This is a genomic window from Cedecea sp., from assembly GCF_036500665.1.
Classification (GTDB): domain Bacteria; phylum Pseudomonadota; class Gammaproteobacteria; order Enterobacterales; family Enterobacteriaceae; genus Cedecea.
The window spans coordinates 84,317-101,591 of the sequence record NZ_DASYBS010000050.1 but is presented as its reverse complement, the minus strand read 5'-3'; the positions used below and the strand labels follow the sequence as shown (position 1 = coordinate 101,591).

At 55.8% G+C, this 17,275-nt stretch carries 14 protein-coding genes, 1 pseudogene and 1 CRISPR repeat array; of the genes and pseudogenes, 5 read left to right on the top strand and 10 right to left on the bottom strand.

Translation table 11 applies throughout. From position 1 onward, the window contains the following. Position 1: 1 nt before the first annotated feature. The 3 genes and pseudogenes from cas3f to VGM55_RS08115 form a co-directional block, all read right to left on the bottom strand. Positions 2-3,258: pseudogene (cas3f, locus tag VGM55_RS08125) on the bottom strand (type I-F CRISPR-associated helicase Cas3f). After that, on the bottom strand, positions 3,255-4,241 hold the full coding sequence (cas1f, locus tag VGM55_RS08120; protein WP_414648221.1) for a type I-F CRISPR-associated endonuclease Cas1f: 987 nt from the start codon (positions 4,239-4,241) through the stop codon (positions 3,255-3,257). Before cas1f ends, cas3f begins: the two are co-directional and overlap by 4 nt. 203 nt (positions 4,242-4,444) lie before the next feature. Continuing rightward, positions 4,445-5,313: direct repeats of the CRISPR family, unit length 28 nt; unit sequence TTTCTAAGCTGCCTGTACGGCAGTGAAC. Positions 5,314-5,523: 210 nt separating this feature from the next. Next, positions 5,524-6,432, bottom strand: a complete 909-nt coding sequence (locus tag VGM55_RS08115; protein ID WP_331635184.1) for a LysR family transcriptional regulator — start codon at positions 6,430-6,432, stop codon at positions 5,524-5,526. 156 nt (positions 6,433-6,588) lie between these two features. Here VGM55_RS08115 and VGM55_RS08110 point away from each other — a divergent pair, with 156 nt between their 5' ends. The 5 genes from VGM55_RS08110 to lldD all read left to right on the top strand — a co-directional run bounded on the left by VGM55_RS08110 (position 6,589) and on the right by lldD (position 11,535). Then, on the top strand, positions 6,589-6,984 hold the full coding sequence (locus VGM55_RS08110) for a (R)-mandelonitrile lyase (RefSeq protein WP_154185318.1): 396 nt from the start codon (positions 6,589-6,591) through the stop codon (positions 6,982-6,984). A 13-nt stretch (positions 6,985-6,997) separates the two neighbouring features. After that, positions 6,998-7,738, top strand: coding sequence for an SDR family oxidoreductase (locus VGM55_RS08105; protein ID WP_154185319.1), 741 nt, complete (start codon positions 6,998-7,000; stop codon positions 7,736-7,738). 217 nt (positions 7,739-7,955) lie between these two features. After that, positions 7,956-9,611 carry an L-lactate permease gene (gene lldP, locus VGM55_RS08100; RefSeq protein ID WP_331635182.1) on the top strand — a complete coding sequence of 552 codons (1,656 nt, stop codon included), beginning with the start codon at positions 7,956-7,958 and terminating at the stop codon, positions 9,609-9,611. Beyond that, complete coding sequence (gene lldR, locus VGM55_RS08095; RefSeq protein ID WP_331635181.1) at positions 9,608-10,396, top strand: transcriptional regulator LldR; 789 nt, start codon at positions 9,608-9,610, stop codon at positions 10,394-10,396. Before lldP ends, lldR begins: the two co-directional genes overlap by 4 nt. After that, positions 10,393-11,535 carry an FMN-dependent L-lactate dehydrogenase LldD gene (gene lldD / locus VGM55_RS08090; RefSeq protein ID WP_154185322.1) on the top strand — a complete coding sequence of 381 codons (1,143 nt, stop codon included), beginning with the start codon at positions 10,393-10,395 and terminating at the stop codon, positions 11,533-11,535. The genes lldR and lldD overlap by 4 nt, the downstream gene beginning before the upstream one ends. 7 nt (positions 11,536-11,542) lie before the next feature. Here lldD and VGM55_RS08085 read toward each other — a convergent pair whose 3' ends face one another. From VGM55_RS08085 to cstA, 7 genes are all read right to left on the bottom strand, one after another. Further along, a complete protein-coding gene (locus VGM55_RS08085) occupies positions 11,543-11,845 on the bottom strand; it encodes an addiction module antidote protein (RefSeq protein ID WP_038474998.1) in 303 nt (100 codons plus the stop codon). After that, complete coding sequence (locus VGM55_RS08080) at positions 11,835-12,164, bottom strand: type II toxin-antitoxin system RelE/ParE family toxin (protein WP_154185324.1); 330 nt, start codon at positions 12,162-12,164, stop codon at positions 11,835-11,837. The genes VGM55_RS08085 and VGM55_RS08080 overlap by 11 nt, the downstream gene beginning before the upstream one ends. A 211-nt stretch (positions 12,165-12,375) precedes the next feature. After that, a complete protein-coding gene (gene ilvN, locus VGM55_RS08075) occupies positions 12,376-12,660 on the bottom strand; it encodes an acetolactate synthase small subunit (RefSeq protein ID WP_232012452.1) in 285 nt (94 codons plus the stop codon). A gap of 30 nt (positions 12,661-12,690) precedes the next feature. After that, positions 12,691-14,379, bottom strand: a complete 1,689-nt coding sequence (ilvB, locus tag VGM55_RS08070) for an acetolactate synthase large subunit (protein ID WP_331635180.1) — start codon at positions 14,377-14,379, stop codon at positions 12,691-12,693. Between the two features lie 108 nt (positions 14,380-14,487). Continuing rightward, positions 14,488-14,586: an ilvB operon leader peptide IvbL gene (gene ivbL / locus VGM55_RS08065; protein ID WP_071842939.1), complete on the bottom strand. Its 99-nt coding sequence runs from the start codon at positions 14,584-14,586 to the stop codon at positions 14,488-14,490. 125 nt (positions 14,587-14,711) lie between these two features. Next, entirely contained in the window at positions 14,712-14,909 is a 198-nt protein-coding gene (locus VGM55_RS08060; protein ID WP_331635179.1) for a YbdD/YjiX family protein, read from the bottom strand. Positions 14,910-15,074: 165 nt separating this feature from the next. Further along, complete coding sequence (cstA, locus tag VGM55_RS08055; RefSeq protein WP_331635177.1) at positions 15,075-17,180, bottom strand: pyruvate/proton symporter CstA; 2,106 nt, start codon at positions 17,178-17,180, stop codon at positions 15,075-15,077. Positions 17,181-17,275: the final 95 nt, after the last annotated feature.

The window sequence follows — 17,275 nt, the reverse complement described above, 5'->3', positions numbered from 1 at the left end:
GTTACGTGTTCTGTTTCCGAAACACGCCCAACAAAGGGTGATAAAGCCAGGCGGTATCACCAGCCTTGCTAACCCGTAAATTAATCTCGCCATAGAAGCGGCTGACCTGTTGAAGTTCCATGCTTTTGCGCTCCGCCAGCTCGAGCATCACCGTGGCATAATCACTTTCCAGCCAGGAACAAACCCCCTCTGCAAGCGGCAGCTCAACGGGGTCGATTCCCCCCGCCTCCTTCCAGCCCTTATCATCCAGCACACAGAAAGTCGGTTCGTCCTCTTCTTCTGCCATAAACAAAAACAGCTGCTCTTCAGACTGAGACTGCCTGAATGGCGTCAGCCTCTGCAGCTCGCTGCTCCAGCTAATTTTTTTGCGCCACCAGGCTGCAGCCGGAGGCCGTTTGTTAGCCTCTATAGCTCCCAGCAGATCGCCATAGCTGCGCCCGTGCTCAAGGGTGCTGAGATTATGGTAAGGCTTCGTTTTGCGATAATTTTCGGTGGGCTCAAGAATGCGCGGCACCGAATTTACAAATTGATATTGCTCAGGGTGAAGGATATCGGCGAGATCGTGGCTGCTCAGCCTGTATGTATCGTTTTCAAAGCCGGGCTTGCAGTAGGCCGCTTTTTGGGTGCCCGGACGCAGTGCGCGCATATTTTTGCTGAGGATCAGAAGATTGGCGCTGTTCGGCTTTTGCTGTCGGTGCCGCTGAATGCGGCCGGCAAACTGGATAATCGAGCGCATTGAGCTGGGCTCTGCAATGCCCCAGTCCGCATCCCAATCCCGGCCAACCTCAATGACAGAAGTCCCCAGCACGACAAATATTTGATTCATCGCAGGATTATGCTCGATGGCTTTCTGAATTTCGGGCTGCCGCCACAGCGACTGTTCATCATGGCGAGAAAACACCGCGTCCAGGCGTTTTTCAATATGCGAACGGAACAGCAACGGGTGCTGGCTGTGGTAAATACAGTAATGAATACAATATCCTTCCGGCGAAGGGAGCGACATCAGCTCCCTGGCCGTCGCCACCAGAGGATTAATATTTGCCATTCGCATCAGCCCCAGCGAGGCCGTCTTTCCGTTGGGATGCGTTTGATGGTGGCTGGCATGCAAACTAAGAATTTCGCGCTGCAGCGTAGCAGCAAGCGACGCCGTTTCCCCATCGGCCGCCTCAACGGGAAGCAGTTTCGCTTCCCGGATAACCGGCTTCACCGCCAGCCTTTTAGCCCGACGCTGCACGAACTGATTATGGTGCTCATAGAAAGACTGCGCAGCCCCAAACTCAGCGGGGCAGGATTCATCCTCATCAAACCAGGCACAGCAGACATTTAGCGGCTGCCCCGGTTCCCCACAGGCCTGCTGGAAGGCTTTTCGCCCGGAGAGATAAGCACTGTAAAGCGCCAGTACCAACGACGGCGGCAGCGTCGCGGATGAGAGCAGCACCCGGCTGCCCAGCATTCCCGCCCAGTTCACCAGGCGGCAAAGCGCATGCTGATCGGCAATATCAAAATCATCGGGTTCATCAAGCACCAGGTCGCTGGTGAGCAGGCGCAGCATGGGCGCAATTTGCTTCCCACCGCGCGTTCCTTCTGTCGCGGGCATAATATGGTCGATTGTCGAGACCAGCACCGGGGCGTTGATAAGCTTGCTGAGCTTTGGATCGCGATCCAGCAGCTGACGCAGCGGCCCCTGGTTAATCACGCCGTCATAATGAACATACTGATGCCCTTCGAATAACGCTTCTTCTGAAGCGCTGCTGCGGTCGATATCATCTTCTTCTTTATTTTTATCGTCATGCAGCTCACGCACGGCGGAAGAACCGATTAACACCGCAAGATCGTCCTCGCCCAGATTCAGTTTTTCCCGAAGCGCATCTCCGGTCTGCAGCGTCAGGGTGCGCAGCCCCAGTGCGACGGTAAAGCGGCAGCCTTTATCCTCATTAGATAAGGCATACATAATTCGTGCATTAGCGAAGGTCTTGCCACAGCCTGTTGAAGCCATGTTGATACCGAAAAAACCCTGTCTTTCCGCCCGTTCGCGCAGCCCTTGAGCCACGTCCCACGCGCGGTTTTGCCAGTGAAAATGAGGATGTTTCGCCCGTTCACGAAAGCCCTTATGCCGGGTAATCGCCGGTAAATGCTCGCGCAGCACGGGGAGCGTTCTGCCTAATAAAAACGCATGATGCGCGACGCCAATATTGTGCTCATCCAGCTTCTGCTTGAGCTGCCCCGTTGCCCGATCGGTGTTCGCCCAGGCGGCATAAGCCGCATCCTGCCACGCAGTGAGAGGCATCTGCGAAGAGTAAAAATGATCGGCGAGCATGAGCGACAGACGCGCCATATGTAAGGTGAAAACCTGATCCAGCTGCCAAATTCATAAACAGAGACCGCGTGCGCGGCCCGCTTTGCCAACTGCCGGGCCTTCTCGCGCCAGGTGCTGCTCTGCAAAGGCGTTCCCTCAGGAAAGCGCCAGACGTCTTTAAAATCCCGGGCTGACCAGCCATCCTTGAGATGATTACATGAGTTCCAGTTGGCATTAAGCTGCGCCGTCAGCCAGTTATCCTGTTCAAAGCCGGGGGGAGCATCTTTCCTTAAGTATTGTGGTAAACGGTGATGGGACAGAATAAGCCAGGCCACAACCTGCGCCATCGGAGGCAAACTAATAAACGGGCTTTCCGTTCGTTCCTGCGTATCTTTGTAAAGCTGCGCCAGCAACGTTTTTTCATCAGCGGGTTTCAGTTCGCCGAGCCGCGCCAGCCATTGCTCATCGGTTTGCTGCCCGACCAGCGCCTGAAACAGCCTTACGGACAGCCACTCATGGCGAAACGGCTGGTAGCCACGGGCTGAGGCGTTTTTTAATCCTTTCTGGAATAAAGCTCCCGCTTTGCCAAAATCATGAAACAGACCGGCAATGGCGGTCAGCACGGCAATGGACTCGATGCTGCGCCAGCCAGATTCATGCTTGCTGCGCAGAATATCTCTCGAAGTACGATTAGTTGGCACCGAGCCGTGGACGTTAAACCGGCGAAGATTGCCGACAATCCACAGCAGTTCCGTTTGCCCGCTTTTCTTGACCCAATGGCAGGCTACGGCCGTATTTCGGCGGGCGCTCTTACGAAGTAAACGCCTTAGCGTATCCAGCCCTTGCTGCGTAATCATCGTTTGCCAGCAGCCGTCCCCTTTGCGTTCCGCAAACTGGTCGAGGATCTGACAGCTTTGCTCTCGCGCTTTTTTGCTGCACTGCGAGACAATCAGGACGTTCATTTTTGCTCGCCTTTTAATGCAGCTGCTGTTTCCTGGAGCGTTTCAATCATTAAATCCAGCGCGGCAGACTGCTGAAACCCGGTAATACAGCGCTGGCGAAAAGTTTGGTTGTCCTCGCCTTCCATTGCCGCAATAAACGCCTGCGGCAATATCAGTGCATCTTTGATCAAATCCGCCAGGTCAAAAACCAGCCCACCTCGCCGCGTCTTGCCGTGTAGCACCGCGAGGCCATGCGGTATTCCCGTCACCCAAGTTGCTACCGCAGCGAGCCCGTATGCCAAATAGTTACCTTGATCTAATAAACGGTTAGCGCCGTCAGTTCCTCCACCACGTTTAGAACGCGTAAAGTCACCGTACTGCACCGCATCACTGGCTAATTTATAAAGGGCTTTGGTGAGCTGCGCCTCCTGCAGCATCAACTCATTATGGCTGGCCGCTTTTTCTATTCCGATATGAAAACGCTCTAGTTTATCTTTTAATATTGTGGCTTGAGGATTAAAACGTGTTTCTCGTAGTATTCTGGCGCCAGACCAGTTACGCTCTATTTGCTGCAAACGAATATGTTGAAAACGCTTAGCGGCCATCAACCGTTTATCTTCATCAAACCAAAATGACACCCAGTCCTGTAGATACTCTGTCGGGCGATATTCACTTTGCGGGGTGATCCATGACACGTCAATATCAACTTCGTTACCAGAATAAAGAGGTGTGCCGTCACTGCCGCAGAAGCCAACTAATACGCCAGCCCTTGCAAACTCTCGCATTGCAGCCTGCGTGACTGAAGTTCCGGTACCCAGCATCACCACCGTGGTATTCGCGATGGGGATATTCCAGTAAAGCGAAGACTTTCCCTCATCCGTGACATATTCCACTCGCCCGCCGTTAACCAGCACCCGGCAGTATTGAAGATAATAAATATTAGCTCGTTTGGAATGCAGAATAGTTTTTAAATCAGAAGGCATTAACATAAAGATTACATCCATGCAATTGAATACAACGCACTCTGGAAAACATCATAACGCTTTTTTACTTAAACACTGAGAAATAATTCAAGATAAGTAATACAAAAGGATCATCAACCTGAGAGAGCAGCTTTCATTTCACTCTCAAGCACGAAAACGAAATAACAAAAACCATCAACACGAGAATGAATGAGCCAGGACATATAATTTTCATGAATATATCATTTCTAAGCTGCCTGTACGGCAGTGAACATGACAAACAGAACTGGCAGCAGGTCTTTAGCTTTCTAAGCTGCCTGTACGGCAGTGAACTCATGTTCAATCCTTAATGAATTTATCAGTGCTTTCTAAGCTGCCTGTACGGCAGTGAACCCGTTCTGTGAACTTGTTCCCCTTCTGATTGCTTTCTAAGCTGCCTGTACGGCAGTGAACGCCGGCAGCCTGAAAATGACCAACGAGGAACATTTCTAAGCTGCCTGTACGGCAGTGAACAGATGCAGCAGGTCAACGCGAAATTGAATTTTTTTCTAAGCTGCCTGTACGGCAGTGAACCGATTGCCCGGACCTATAGCGGGACATGGACCTTTCTAAGCTGCCTGTACGGCAGTGAACATACGCCGTCAGTTCCACATACACGCAGTCTGATTTCTAAGCTGCCTGTACGGCAGTGAACATCTCGGTATCCCTATCGGGGCAACCGGGACTTTTCTAAGCTGCCTGTACGGCAGTGAACTCGTGATAAACGGTGCCGTGGTATGATTCGAATTTCTAAGCTGCCTGTACGGCAGTGAACGATATCCTGTCACACCGTGTTGCGTTCTCTCTTTTCTAAGCTGCCTGTACGGCAGTGAACTGTGATTGCCCACGGTCCGGGATTATGTGTAATTTCTAAGCTGCCTATACGGCAGTGAACCAGTCATTGAAACATTGATGACATGGATTAGTTTTCTAAGCTGCCTGTACGGCAGTGAACTGTTCAGGACACCAGTACTGGTATTTGGTATCTTTCTAAGCTGCCTGTACGGCAGTGAACGTCGTGCGCGCCAGTTGTATGCCTCGGGCATGTTTCTAAGCTGCCTGTACGGCAGTGAACAAGAGCTTTTCACAGCTAACCCTCTGTTGCAATAGGTAAAACCATCTCTTTCCCACTTCACACCCTTTTTTAGGGACAACGGCGCAGAATCGACAAATCAATAAGTTACGAGCAGGGCTAAAAAAAGGGTCTGGGAACGTTCAGGCTTCGGCATCGGTGAATTTTCAGCAACGACTCGCAAATCGTTCGGAAAAACTCATCGATAATCCATTAATCATCTGTGGGTGGGGACGAATATCTCAGCGCATCCACCAGCAGAGAGAAGGCAGTCGTGTGCTGCTTGCGGCTGGGGTAATAAAGGTAATAGCCGGGGAACGGTTTGCACCAGGCCTCAAGCACCCGCACCAGCCGCCCTTCGGCAATCTTGTCGGTCACCGTATCGCTCGGGACAAAAGCCAGCCCCAGGCCGAGCAACGCGGCATCAATGCGCTGGCGAAGGCTATTGAATGTTAATTGCCCTTCGACACGAATTTTTAGCTCGCGCCCGTCTTTTTCGAACTCCCAGGCATAAAGTCCACCGAAAGTGGGAAGACGCATATTGATGCAGTTGTGCTGCTGGAGATCCTGCGGCGTGGTCGGATAACCGTGCTTGTCAAAATAAGCGGGCGAACCAACCACCGACATACTGAGCTCCGGGCCAATGCGTACGGCTACCATATCTTTTGCCACCTGCTCGCCGAGACGAATACCCGCGTCGAACCGCCCGCTGACGATGTCGGTCAACGCGTTGTCCACGCTAATTTCTACGTTGATGTCCGGGTAGTCGACCAGAAAGGTTTGCAGCACCGGCCATAGCACCGACTGTACGCTGTGCTCCGCCGCGTTAAGGCGAATATTACCGGCCGGGCGCTCGCGCATTTCACTCAGAACGGCAAGTTCGTTCTCCAGGTCAGCAAAACGCGGCGCCAGGCTGGCAAGCAGCTTTTCTCCGGCTTCGGTCGGCGCAACGCTCCGCGTCGTGCGGGTGAGTAAGCGAAGCTGGAGGCGCTCTTCAAGCCCGCGAATCGCGTGGCTTAGGGCTGACTGGGAAACGCCAAGTTTTGCCGCCGCCCGGGTAAAACTGCGTTCACGCGCCACTGCCATAAATGACATGAGATCGTGAAAGTTCTCTTTTAGCATGGACGAACGCGCCTCAATCAGTGACAGAATCCCTCCAGTATAGCGAGATTCATGAGCTGGATTCATAAGCTCTTATACATTTCACCGGCTAGTCCCCTGCGCCAATCGCGTCTACTGTATTTCTACGATCAATGAATGCGCTATCTGGAGTACAACATGAAAATTACCCGCAGCGGATCCCAGCCTTCTCAGAGAGGCCCGGAGAACTATTTCACCGGCACGGTGCGCATTGATGCGCCATTTAGCGGCACGGAAAACGCACGTGTAGGCGGGGCTACCGTCACCTTTGAACCCGGCGCACGCACGGCCTGGCATACACACCCACTTGGCCAAACGCTGATCGTTACCCAGGGGCGCGGCTGGCTGCAGGAATGGGGCGGAGAGATTCAGGACCTGAACCAGGGCGATATCGCCTGGATCCCCGAAGGGGTGAAACACTGGCACGGGGCGTCGCCAGAAACGGCAATGACGCATATCGCGATTGCCGAGTCATTAAACGGCAGCCCGGTTGAATGGCTGGAAAAAGTCAGCGATGAGCAATACAAAAAATAGCGATGGAGGTTACATGACACAAGGCATTGAAAATAAAGTTGTGGTGATCGCCGGCGCCAGCAGCGGCCTGGGTGAGGCCCTGGCGCGTCGCCTGGTCAAAGACGGTGCTAAGCTAGTGCTGGGCGCTCGCCGTCTCGATCGGCTAAAAAAACTGGCGCAGGATCTTAACCTGAGCCCGGAAGCAGCGGTGCAGACCGACGTCACACAGCCGGATCAGGTACAGGCGCTGGTCGATAAGGCCATTGCGCTGTACGGGCGAGTGGATGTCATGGTCAACAATGCGGGTCTGATGCCGCATTCGCTGCTGGAACGCAAAAAGTTCGACGACTGGAATGCGATGATCGACGTCAACCTTAAGGGCGTGCTATATGGCATTGCCGCTGCCCTGCCTTACATGCAGCAGCAAAAAAGTGGCCACATCATCAATACCTCTTCCGTCGCGGGCCACAAAGTTCGCGCGGGCAGCGCGGTTTACGCGGCCACCAAAACGGCGGTGCGGGTGATCTCTGAAGGGTTGCGTCAGGAAGTGAAGCCTTACAACATCCGCACGACAATTATTTCGCCGGGGGCGGTTGAGAGCGAGCTGGTGACCAGCATTACCGAAGCAGACGTGGCGGCCAATATCCAGCAGTTCTACGACGACGTTGCGATCTCCGCCGAGTCCTTTGCCAGCGTGGTCGCCTTCGCCATCAGCCAGCCGGAGGATGTCGACATCAACGAAATCCTGTTCCGCCCTACCCGCCAGGAGCTTTAACATTTCGTCCTCTTTTCCGCCCGGAGGAGAGGCCTTTTGGTCCTACCAATTTCACTAAAAACGTGCCCTTTTCTACAAAATGCCGATAAAGGCTCGCCAGACCGTTGCCATCCGTTAACACAAGATTAACCATTAGCCATCATTTGCTCTACAAAGCAAAGTTGGTCCTACCAATCTAATAAAAAACGATAAACGCCTCACCCTGGAGAACACCTGCATGCAAGTCTGGCAACAACTCTACGACCCGCTCGGGAATATCTGGCTGTCGAGCCTGATTGCCGCGATCCCGATCCTGTTCTTCTTTTTCGCGCTGATTAAGCTGCGCATGAAGGGCTACAAAGCCGCGACGCTGACGGTATTGCTTGCGCTGCTCGTCGCACTGTTTCTTTACCGCATGCCGGTGGACAGAGCGCTTGCTTCAGTGGTTTATGGCTTCTTCTATGGTCTGTGGCCGATTGCCTGGATAATCGTCGCCGCGGTGTTTGTCTACAAGATCTCGGTAAAGACCGGCCAGTTCGACATTATTCGCTCCTCTATCCTGTCGATTACGCCGGACCAGCGCCTGCAAATGCTGATTGTCGGCTTCTCTTTCGGGGCATTTCTCGAAGGCGCCGCCGGGTTTGGCGCGCCGGTTGCCATTACCGCCGCCCTGCTGGTCGGCCTCGGCTTTAAGCCGCTTTATGCCGCCGGTTTGTGCCTGATCGTGAACACCGCACCGGTGGCCTTCGGCGCAATGGGGATCCCGATTATCGTTGCCGGGCAGGTCACCGGTCTGGACAGCTTCGAGATAGGCCAGATGGTCGGCCGCCAGCTGCCGTTCCTGACGATCATCGTCCTGTTCTGGATCATGGCGATTATGGACGGCTGGCGCGGCATCAAAGAGACCTGGCCGGCGGTGATCGTGGCGGGCGGTTCATTTGCTATCGCGCAGTATCTCAGCTCCAACTTTATCGGCCCTGAGCTGCCGGACATCATCTCATCGCTGGTGTCGCTGGTGTGCCTGACGGCATTCCTGCGGGTCTGGAAGCCGGTGCGTATTTTCCGCTTTGATAGCGAGGGTGCGGCTGAAACCGTGCAAGAGCAGTCTTCGCAAAAATATACCACCGGGCAGATTGTCAAAGCCTGGATGCCGTTCCTGTTCTTAACGGCCACGGTCACGCTGTGGAGCATCCCGCCGTTTAAAGCGCTGTTCGCTAAAGGCGGCGCGATGGCGGACTGGGTCTATAATTTCTCGGTACCGTTCCTGGATAACCTGGTCGCCAAAATGCCGCCGGTGGTTGCCGCCAGTGCGCCTTACGCGGCAGTCTTTAAGTTCGACTGGCTGTCAGCCACCGGCACGGCCATCCTGGTCGCGGCGCTGATCTCTATTGTCTACCTGCGCATGAAGCCAAAAGCGGCGCTGGCAACCTTTGGGGAAACGCTGAAGGAGCTGGCGCTGCCGATTTACTCGATCGGCATGGTGCTGGCGTTTGCTTTTATCTCCAACTATTCCGGGCTGTCGGCCACGCTTGCCCTGGCGCTGGCGCACACCGGCCATGCCTTTACCTTCTTCTCGCCGTTCCTTGGCTGGCTGGGCGTGTTCCTGACCGGGTCGGACACCTCTTCTAACGCGCTGTTTGCCGCCCTGCAGGCAACCACCGCGCAGCAGATTGGCGTGTCGGACCTGCTTCTGGTGGCGGCCAATACCACCGGCGGCGTCACCGGCAAGATGATTTCGCCGCAGTCGATAGCCATTGCCTGTGCGGCGGTGGGGCTGGTGGGGAAAGAGTCAGACCTGTTCCGCTTCACCGTGAAGCACAGTCTGATTTTCACCTGCATGGTGGGCGTGATTACCACGCTGCAGGCCTATGTTTTAACCTGGATGATCCCATGACCGAAGCTGTTCCGCGCCTTGCCGACCAGATGGTTGAGCGTGTTAAGGCGCTGATTAATGAACGTAACCTGGAGGCGGGCATGCGGTTGCCCGCCGAACGTCAGCTGGCTGCCGAGCTGGGCTGTTCGCGCTCGATTTTACGCGAGGCGATTCAGAAGCTGATTGGCGAAGGCGTGCTGGCCAGCCGACGCGGCGGCGGCACTTATCTACGCTACCAGACCGAACAATGGTCGGAACAACGCATCGTGCAGCCGCTGAAAACGCTGGTTGAGGGCGATCCCAATTACCAGCTGGATATCCTCGAAGCGAGACACTCCATTGAAGGCAGCACGGCCTGGTACGCGGCTATGCGGGCGACGCAGGCCGACAAAGAAAAGCTGATCGCCTGTTTTGATGCCACGCTCAAGTTTAAAGAGAGCGACGACCCGGATCTCGCCGCGCAGGCCGACGTTCGCTTTCACCTGGCAATAGCCGAAGCCTCCCACAATATCGTGCTGCTGCAGACCATGCGCGGGTTCTTCGACCTGCTGCAATCTTCGGTGCTTCACAGCCGCCAGCGCATGTATACCGTTCCGGCCATTTTTGCCGGGCTAACCGAGCAGCACGACGAACTGTTGCAGGCGATTCTTGCCGGAGACGCCGAGCGCGCAAGACGAGCCGCCCAGTCGCACCTCGGCTACGTGCACGCCACCATCAAGACCCTGCAGGAAGATGAAGCCCGTCAGGCACGTGTTACCCGCCTCCCGGACGAAGCAAGTGATCAAATAAGGGAAAAGAAACGATGATTATTTCCGCAGCAACCGACTACCGTGCCGCCGCCGAGCGCATTCTGCCGCCCTTTTTATTCCACTACATCGACGGCGGGGCCTATGCCGAGCATACCCTGAAACGTAACGTGGAGGATTTGGCACAGGTGGCGCTCAAGCAGCGCGTGCTGAAAAACATGTCGGCGCTGAGTCTGGAAACCAGGCTGTTTAACGAAACGCTGTCTATGCCGGTGGCCCTCGGCCCCGTGGGGCTTTGCGGCATGTATGCGCGCCGGGGAGAAGTTCAGGCCGCAAAAGCCGCCGCGGCGAAAGGCATTCCTTTTACCCTGTCGACGGTGTCCGTTTGCCCTATTGAAGAAGTCGCTCCCGCCATCAGCCGCCCGATGTGGTTCCAACTCTATGTCCTGAAAGATCGCGGTTTTATGCGCAATGCGCTGGAGCGGGCGAAAGCCGCCGGATGCTCTACGCTGGTGTTTACCGTCGATATGCCAACGCCGGGCGCTCGCTACCGTGATGCACACTCAGGCATGAGCGGCCCTAACGCGGCGATGCGTCGTTATCTTCAGGCCGTAACGCACCCGCAGTGGGCATGGGATGTCGGCTTAAACGGCCGCCCGCACGATCTCGGCAATATCTCCGCCTACCTCGGTAAACCGACCGGGCTGGAAGATTATATCGGCTGGCTGGCGAACAACTTTGATCCGTCAATATCGTGGAAAGATCTGGAGTGGATCCGCGAGTTCTGGGATGGCCCGATGGTGATTAAAGGGATCCTCGATCCGGAAGATGCCCGCGATGCGGTTCGCTTTGGCGCAGACGGTATTGTGGTGTCTAACCACGGCGGCCGTCAGCTGGACGGCGTGCTCTCTTCCGCACGCGCCCTGCCCGCTATTGCCGATGCGGTAAAAGGCGATATTACAATTCTGGCGGATAGCGGCATCCGCAACGGCCTGGACGTGGTGCGTATGATTGCGCTAGGCGCCGACACGGTACTGCTGGGACGCGCCTTCCTGTATGCGCTGGCCACCCACGGCGAGGCTGGCGTCAGCAACCTGCTAAACCTGATTGAGAAAGAGATGCGTGTGGCGATGACGCTGACCGGCGCGAAGTCTATCGCCGAGATTACGCCTGAGCTGCTGGTTCGCCAGGGCTTCTGATCTGCGGCTAGCCTGCAATCTCTGAGAAGTGGATCCCCACCGCATGTAGTACCTTTTTGGTGGTTTTGATGGTGGGGTTTCCACGCTCAGACAGCGTGCGATAAAGCGTTTCTCGGTTTAGATTTGCCGCTCTGGCAATCTCCGTAAACCCGCCTCTGGCCTCCACCAGGCGGCGCATGGCAATAAGAAACATGGCTTCGCCATCTTCACCGTCCAGCCCAATAAAGGCTTCTTTAAGATAGTCCACGGCGAAGGCGTGATCTTCGCGAAGCATATCAATAACCGTTTGATCAAATTCGCTAAATTTCATTTTTTCTCCCTTTATGCTCAAGCCACCATTTTGTCGCGCGTTCGATATCCGTCTGTTGGTCACGTTTATCTCCTCCCGCCAGTAAGAGCCAGGCTGCTTTACCGTCTTGGGCGTAATACACCCTGTAACCAGGCCCTTCATCGATGCGCATTTCCCATACGCCTTGCCCGCAGGGTTTACTATCGCCGGGGTTACCAAAAGAAAGTCGGTCGATCCTCATGACTATTTTGGTTTTTGCTCTCGCATTCTTTAGCGCCCGCAGCCAATCCTTGAAAGGCATTTTTCCTTCTGTCGTTTCGAAGAACGTAATCATGTTCATCCTTGACTCCTTGAGTGTAGCTTTAAAGCAACAAACAAGCACGAACAAAATTTAGTCGCGCTTATTTTTCTCAAGGCAGGCTAACGGATTTTTACTTGAGGTTGGTTGAAATCGTTCTATGGCATGCCGGGATTGCGGCGCAGCTTCCGGGGTTTATGCATCCGGGCGCGGGGCTTTCAAAAATATGCCTGAAAGCCCCGGTTTCATTGACTTACTGCACAAATGCGGTCAGGCGGTTAAAGATGCCCGGGTCGTCGGCGTGGCGGATTATCTGCACCACATCCTCCAGCTTGTCGACCTGGCTGACCATCTGCTCCAGCCGCTGGTCGTCCCCCACCTGCAGCCAGATGCGACTCTGGTCCCCTTCCGGCAGCGGCAGGCAGAGAATGCCCTCGACGTTGAACGCCCGACGGGCAAACAGGCCGCAAATATGTGACATCACGCCCGGGTGGTTGCGCACAGTTAGTTCCAGAATGACGGTTGACTGTTTAGCGATAGATTGTTTAGTGATTGATGGTTGCATGGCTTACTCTCCAATCATCTGAGTGTTGGCGGCACCCGGCGGCACCATCGGGTAGACTTTTTCATCCGCGTCGATGCGAACGTGAATCAGGCAAGGGCCCGGGCGAGAAATCGCCTCCTGCAGCGCGGCGTGCGGATCTTCCGCCTTGTTCAGGTCACAGGTCGCGAGGCCAAAACCGCGCGCGATAGTAATGAAATCCGTCATGCCAGGATAGGTCGCGGCGAAGATATTCTGCTGGTAAAACAGCGTCTGCTGCTGGTGTACCAGCCCCAATGCCTGGTTGTTCATCAGGATGATTTTCACATCCAGATTGTTTTCAGCGGCGGTGGCCATTTCCTGGATATTCATCATCAGGCTGCCGTCGCCGGAGAAGCACAGCACCTTGCGGCCAGGCTCAGCCAGCGCCGCGCCAACCGCGGCCGGTAAGCCAAAGCCCATGGTGCCCAGCCCGCCCGACGTCAACCACTGGCGAGGACGATTGAGCGGATAGGCCTGAGCCACCCACATCTGGTGCTGGCCTACGTCGGTGGTGACGATAGCTTCGTCATCCACACACGCCGCTGCGGCTTTGATAAGCCCGTAAGGCATCAGCGGGTTGTCCGCGCCCGGCGTGGCAAACGGGAACTCGCGCTGCAAGTCACCCACCGTTTGCAGCCACTCGCTGCGCTGGGAAGTTTTGGTTTGCGGGATAAGCTGGCTCAGGACTTCACGCACGTCGCCGCGAATAGCCACGTTAGCCTGCTTAATTTTGCCCAGCTCGGCGCGGTCGATATCGACGTGGATAATTTTTGCATTCGGGCAAAATTCTTCGGTTTTACCAATCGCGCGGTCGTCAAAGCGAGCGCCAAGCACGATCAGCAGGTCCGCTTCGTGAAGGATAAAGTTGGTACTACGCGCCCCGTGCATCCCCAGCATTCCCAGGGAAAGCGGGTGCTGCGCGGGGATCGTGCCCAGCGCCATCAGCGTCATGGTTGTCGGCAGCCCGGCTCGCTCCGCCAGCTCACGCGCCTGCTCCGCCGCGCCTGCGCTGATGATTCCGCCGCCCAGGTAAAGCACCGGACGCTTAGCGTCGTTGATCATCGCCGCCGCACGGGCGATATCCTGATGGTCAAAAGCCGGAGCAGCCGAAGGCGCGGCCACCGCAGGCAGTTCGGCGATGTCGATTTCAGCGGTCTGAATGTCTTTTGGAATGTCGATCCATACCGGGCCAGGGCGGCCAGACTGCGCAATGCGGAAGGCGTCGGTAATCACCTGCGGCAGCTCGCTGATGCTGCGCACCAGGTAGTTATGTTTGGTGATAGGAATGGAGATGCCGTAGGTATCAACTTCCTGGAAAGCATCGGCGCCAATCATCGAGGTTGGTACCTGGCCGGTGATACAAACCAGCGGGATGGAGTCGAGACGCGCGTCGGCGATGGCGGTAACCAGGTTAGTCGCACCCGGCCCGCTACAGGCAATGCAGACCGCCGGTTTGCCACTGGTACGCGCCATGCCCTGCGCCATAAATCCCGCGCCCTGCTCGTGGCGAGCCAGTACGTGGCGAATGCGGGTGCTTTGGCTCAGGGCATTGTAGAGCGGCAGAACGGTGCCGCCTGGAATGCCGCTAACCGTGGTGATCCCGTGATGCTCCAGCATTTTTACAATCAGCTGAGCGCCGGTGATGCGTTGTGAGGGTGTGTCCGAAATTGCCATGCTCCAGTCCTTCTAATAAGCCGGTTCGCTTCTGGGCAGGCACTTAAAACAAGAAACCCCGCCCGGTTTGCGCCGGCGGGGTTTGGAATCGATGCGTTGATTCAGTCCCTACGGCGCATTGCCGACGACCACCACCACACGCACGACGACCACCGCGGCTGGTAGCGCGGTAAGTAGTAGGGTCGAAGTTGGCAGGGAATGGGTCATGGGTTTCCTGAATCTGTGTTAAAAGTCGTCATTGATAAAATCACACTCGCCGGTTTCGCACAACAGGATTTTTGCTGGCCGCTAAAAAACGAGCGAAATGTCACATTTTTGTTAAATGCTAAGTTTTAGCAGCAGCGTCCGCCGCCTTTACCGCCGTAGCGCGCATCCTGACGTTCGCGGAAAAACTCTTCGTAGGTCATGGGAGTTTGCTCCGGATGGGTCTGGCGTATGTGCTGCACGTAGTTGTCGTAATCGGGTACGCCAATCATCATTTTTGCGGCCTGGCCGAGGTATTTCCCGGCTTTGGCGAGATTATCGAACATAGTGTCTCCAGTGTGCGGCCCCTCACCCCGGCCCTCTCCCCAAAGGGGAGAGGGGGGAATAAAGAAGCCTGATCTATCCCCTCTCCCAAAAGGGGGGTGGGGGAATAAAGATGCCTGATCTATCCCCTCTCCCTTGCAGGGAGAGGGTTAGGGTGAGGGTAAAAATCAATGCACGCTTTTCGCCTGCGCCACGATCTCCTGATAATTCTCAGGCATCGGCTCGTACGGCGTCTCACTCGACGTTGGTTGGTCAGACTTCAGCGCTTTGAGCGCGGTTTTCAGCGAGAACCAGCCGAGCACCACAACTACCACCATAAAGAATATGGTCAGCCCCGCGTCCAGGCGGTTATTGAACACCAGTTGGCTAAGCTGCGACTGCGTGTACTGCGCCGGAATATTCCCGCTGTCGATCATCGCCTGGAATTTGTTGGCGATAGCCAGGAAGCCCACTTTCGCATCCGAACTGAACGCTTTTTGCCAGCCTGCCGTTAAAGTACAAACCAGCAGCCAGGCGGTCGGCATCAGAGCAACCCACGCATAGCGCTGCTTCTTCATCTTGAACAGCACAACCGCACAGAGCATCAGCGCCATGCCCGCCAGCATCTGGTTGGCGATGCCGAACAGCGGCCACAGCGTGTTGATGCCGCCCAGCGGGTCGACCACGCCCTGATGCAGGAAGTAGCCCCATGCCAGTACGCAAAGCCCGGTTGCAAGCAGGTTGGCCGGCAGCGAGTCGGTTCTTTTCAGCCCGGGTGAAATGACTCCCAGCAGGTCTTGCAGCATAAAGCGCGCCGCGCGAGTCCCGGCATCCACCGCCGTCAGGATGAACAGCGCTTCAAACAGAATGGCAAAGTGATACCAGAACGAGACGTCCATCAGCCCGCCCAACGCGCCGTGCAGAATGTACGCCATCCCCACGGCAAGCGTTGGTGCCCCGCCGGCGCGAGAGATAATGCTCTGCTCGCCGACTTCACTGGCGATAGTGGTCAGCGTTTCCGGGGTGATATGGAAGCCCCACCCGCTCACCACCTGCGCGGCAGAAGCCACAACGTCAGCCGTGCCTGCCGGAGCCAGTACGGCCATCGGGCTGTTCATCGCGAAGTACACGCCAGGGTCGATAACACAGGCCGCCACCAGCGCCATGATGGCGACAAAGGATTCCATCAGCATGCCGCCGTAGCCAATGAAGCAGGCCTGATTTTCATTCGCCAGCATTTTCGGCGTGGTGCCGGAAGCTATCAGCGCGTGGAAGCCAGAAACAGCCCCGCAGGCGATGGTGATAAACAGGAACGGGAACAAGTCACCGCTCCAGACCGGGCCGGTACCATCGATGAATTTTGTTAATGAAGGCATCTGCAGCGTCGGGCGCATGATCAAAATGCCGATCGCCAGCCCGATGATGGTGCCAATTTTCAGGAAGGTGGAGAGGTAGTCGCGCGGCGCCAGCAGCAGCCACACCGGCAGCACTGAAGCCACAAAGCCATAGCCCACCAGCATCCACGTCAGCTGTACGCCGGTATAGTCAAAGTACGGTGCCCAGGTTTCACTCTCCGCCACCCAGCCGCCGGAGATAATGGCAAATACCAGCATCACCAGGCCAATCACCGACACTTCGCCAATGCGCCCCGGGCGCAAATAGCGAATATAGACGCCCATAAACAGCGCCAGCGGGATGGTAAAGGCAACGGTGTATGTACCCCAAGGGCTATGGGTCAGCGCCTTCACCACGATCATCGCCAGCACGGCCAGGATAATCACCATGATCATAAAGCAGGCCACTAACGCGATAACGCCCGCGGTGTTGCCCATTTCTTCTTTAACCAGCTCCCCCAGAGAGCGCCCGTTGCGGCGCGTGGAGACAAACAGCACCATAAAGTCCTGTACGGCTCCTGCCAGCACCACGCCCGCCAGCAGCCAAAGCATGCCCGGCAGATACCCCATTTGCGCAGCAAGTACCGGCCCCACCAGCGGCCCCGCCCCAGCAATAGCGGCAAAGTGGTGGCCAAACAGCACCTTTTTATCCGTTGGGACGTAATCAAGACCGTCATTGTTCCGCACGGCCGGCGTCATGCGCGTGGCATCCACCGTCAGCACGCGTTTCGCGATAAACAAACCGTAGTAGCGGTAGGCAATCAGGTAAATACAGACGGAGGCAATGACAATCCACAGCGCATTTATCTGCTCACCACGATTCAAAGCGATGTAGCCGAGGGCAAATGCGCCTATCAAAGCAAGCACGACCCAGACGAGGTGTTTCCCAAATCTATCCATCAATTTTGTCCGTTTTCTAAGTGGATACCGAGAGTTGTTACATTTTTTATCTAGCCTGGAATAGCGGTTCTCACAATCTGAAGCGGGCAAAACGC

What these genes read in the sequence shown, in the direction of transcription:
- VGM55_RS08085 (WP_038474998.1), bottom strand. Translation starts at nt 11,845, where the DNA reads ATGAAATTTAGCGAATTTGATCAAACGGTTATTGATATGCTTCGCGAA.
- VGM55_RS08060 (WP_331635179.1), bottom strand. Translation starts at nt 14,909, where the DNA reads ATGTTCGATAATCTCGCCAAAGCCGGGAAATACCTCGGCCAGGCCGCA.
- ilvB (WP_331635180.1), bottom strand. Translation starts at nt 14,379, where the DNA reads ATGGCAATTTCGGACACACCCTCACAACGCATCACCGGCGCTCAGCTG.
- VGM55_RS08115 (WP_331635184.1), bottom strand. Translation starts at nt 6,432, where the DNA reads ATGCTAAAAGAGAACTTTCACGATCTCATGTCATTTATGGCAGTGGCG.
- ivbL (WP_071842939.1), bottom strand. Translation starts at nt 14,586, where the DNA reads ATGACCCATTCCCTGCCAACTTCGACCCTACTACTTACCGCGCTACCA.
- lldD (WP_154185322.1), top strand. Translation starts at nt 10,393, where the DNA reads ATGATTATTTCCGCAGCAACCGACTACCGTGCCGCCGCCGAGCGCATT.
- VGM55_RS08105 (WP_154185319.1), top strand. Translation starts at nt 6,998, where the DNA reads ATGACACAAGGCATTGAAAATAAAGTTGTGGTGATCGCCGGCGCCAGC.
- cas1f (WP_414648221.1), bottom strand. Translation starts at nt 4,241, where the DNA reads ATGGATGTAATCTTTATGTTAATGCCTTCTGATTTAAAAACTATTCTG.
- lldP (WP_331635182.1), top strand. Translation starts at nt 7,956, where the DNA reads ATGCAAGTCTGGCAACAACTCTACGACCCGCTCGGGAATATCTGGCTG.
- VGM55_RS08080 (WP_154185324.1), bottom strand. Translation starts at nt 12,164, where the DNA reads ATGAACATGATTACGTTCTTCGAAACGACAGAAGGAAAAATGCCTTTC.
- cstA (WP_331635177.1), bottom strand. Translation starts at nt 17,180, where the DNA reads ATGGATAGATTTGGGAAACACCTCGTCTGGGTCGTGCTTGCTTTGATA.
- lldR (WP_331635181.1), top strand. Translation starts at nt 9,608, where the DNA reads ATGACCGAAGCTGTTCCGCGCCTTGCCGACCAGATGGTTGAGCGTGTT.
- VGM55_RS08110 (WP_154185318.1), top strand. Translation starts at nt 6,589, where the DNA reads ATGAAAATTACCCGCAGCGGATCCCAGCCTTCTCAGAGAGGCCCGGAG.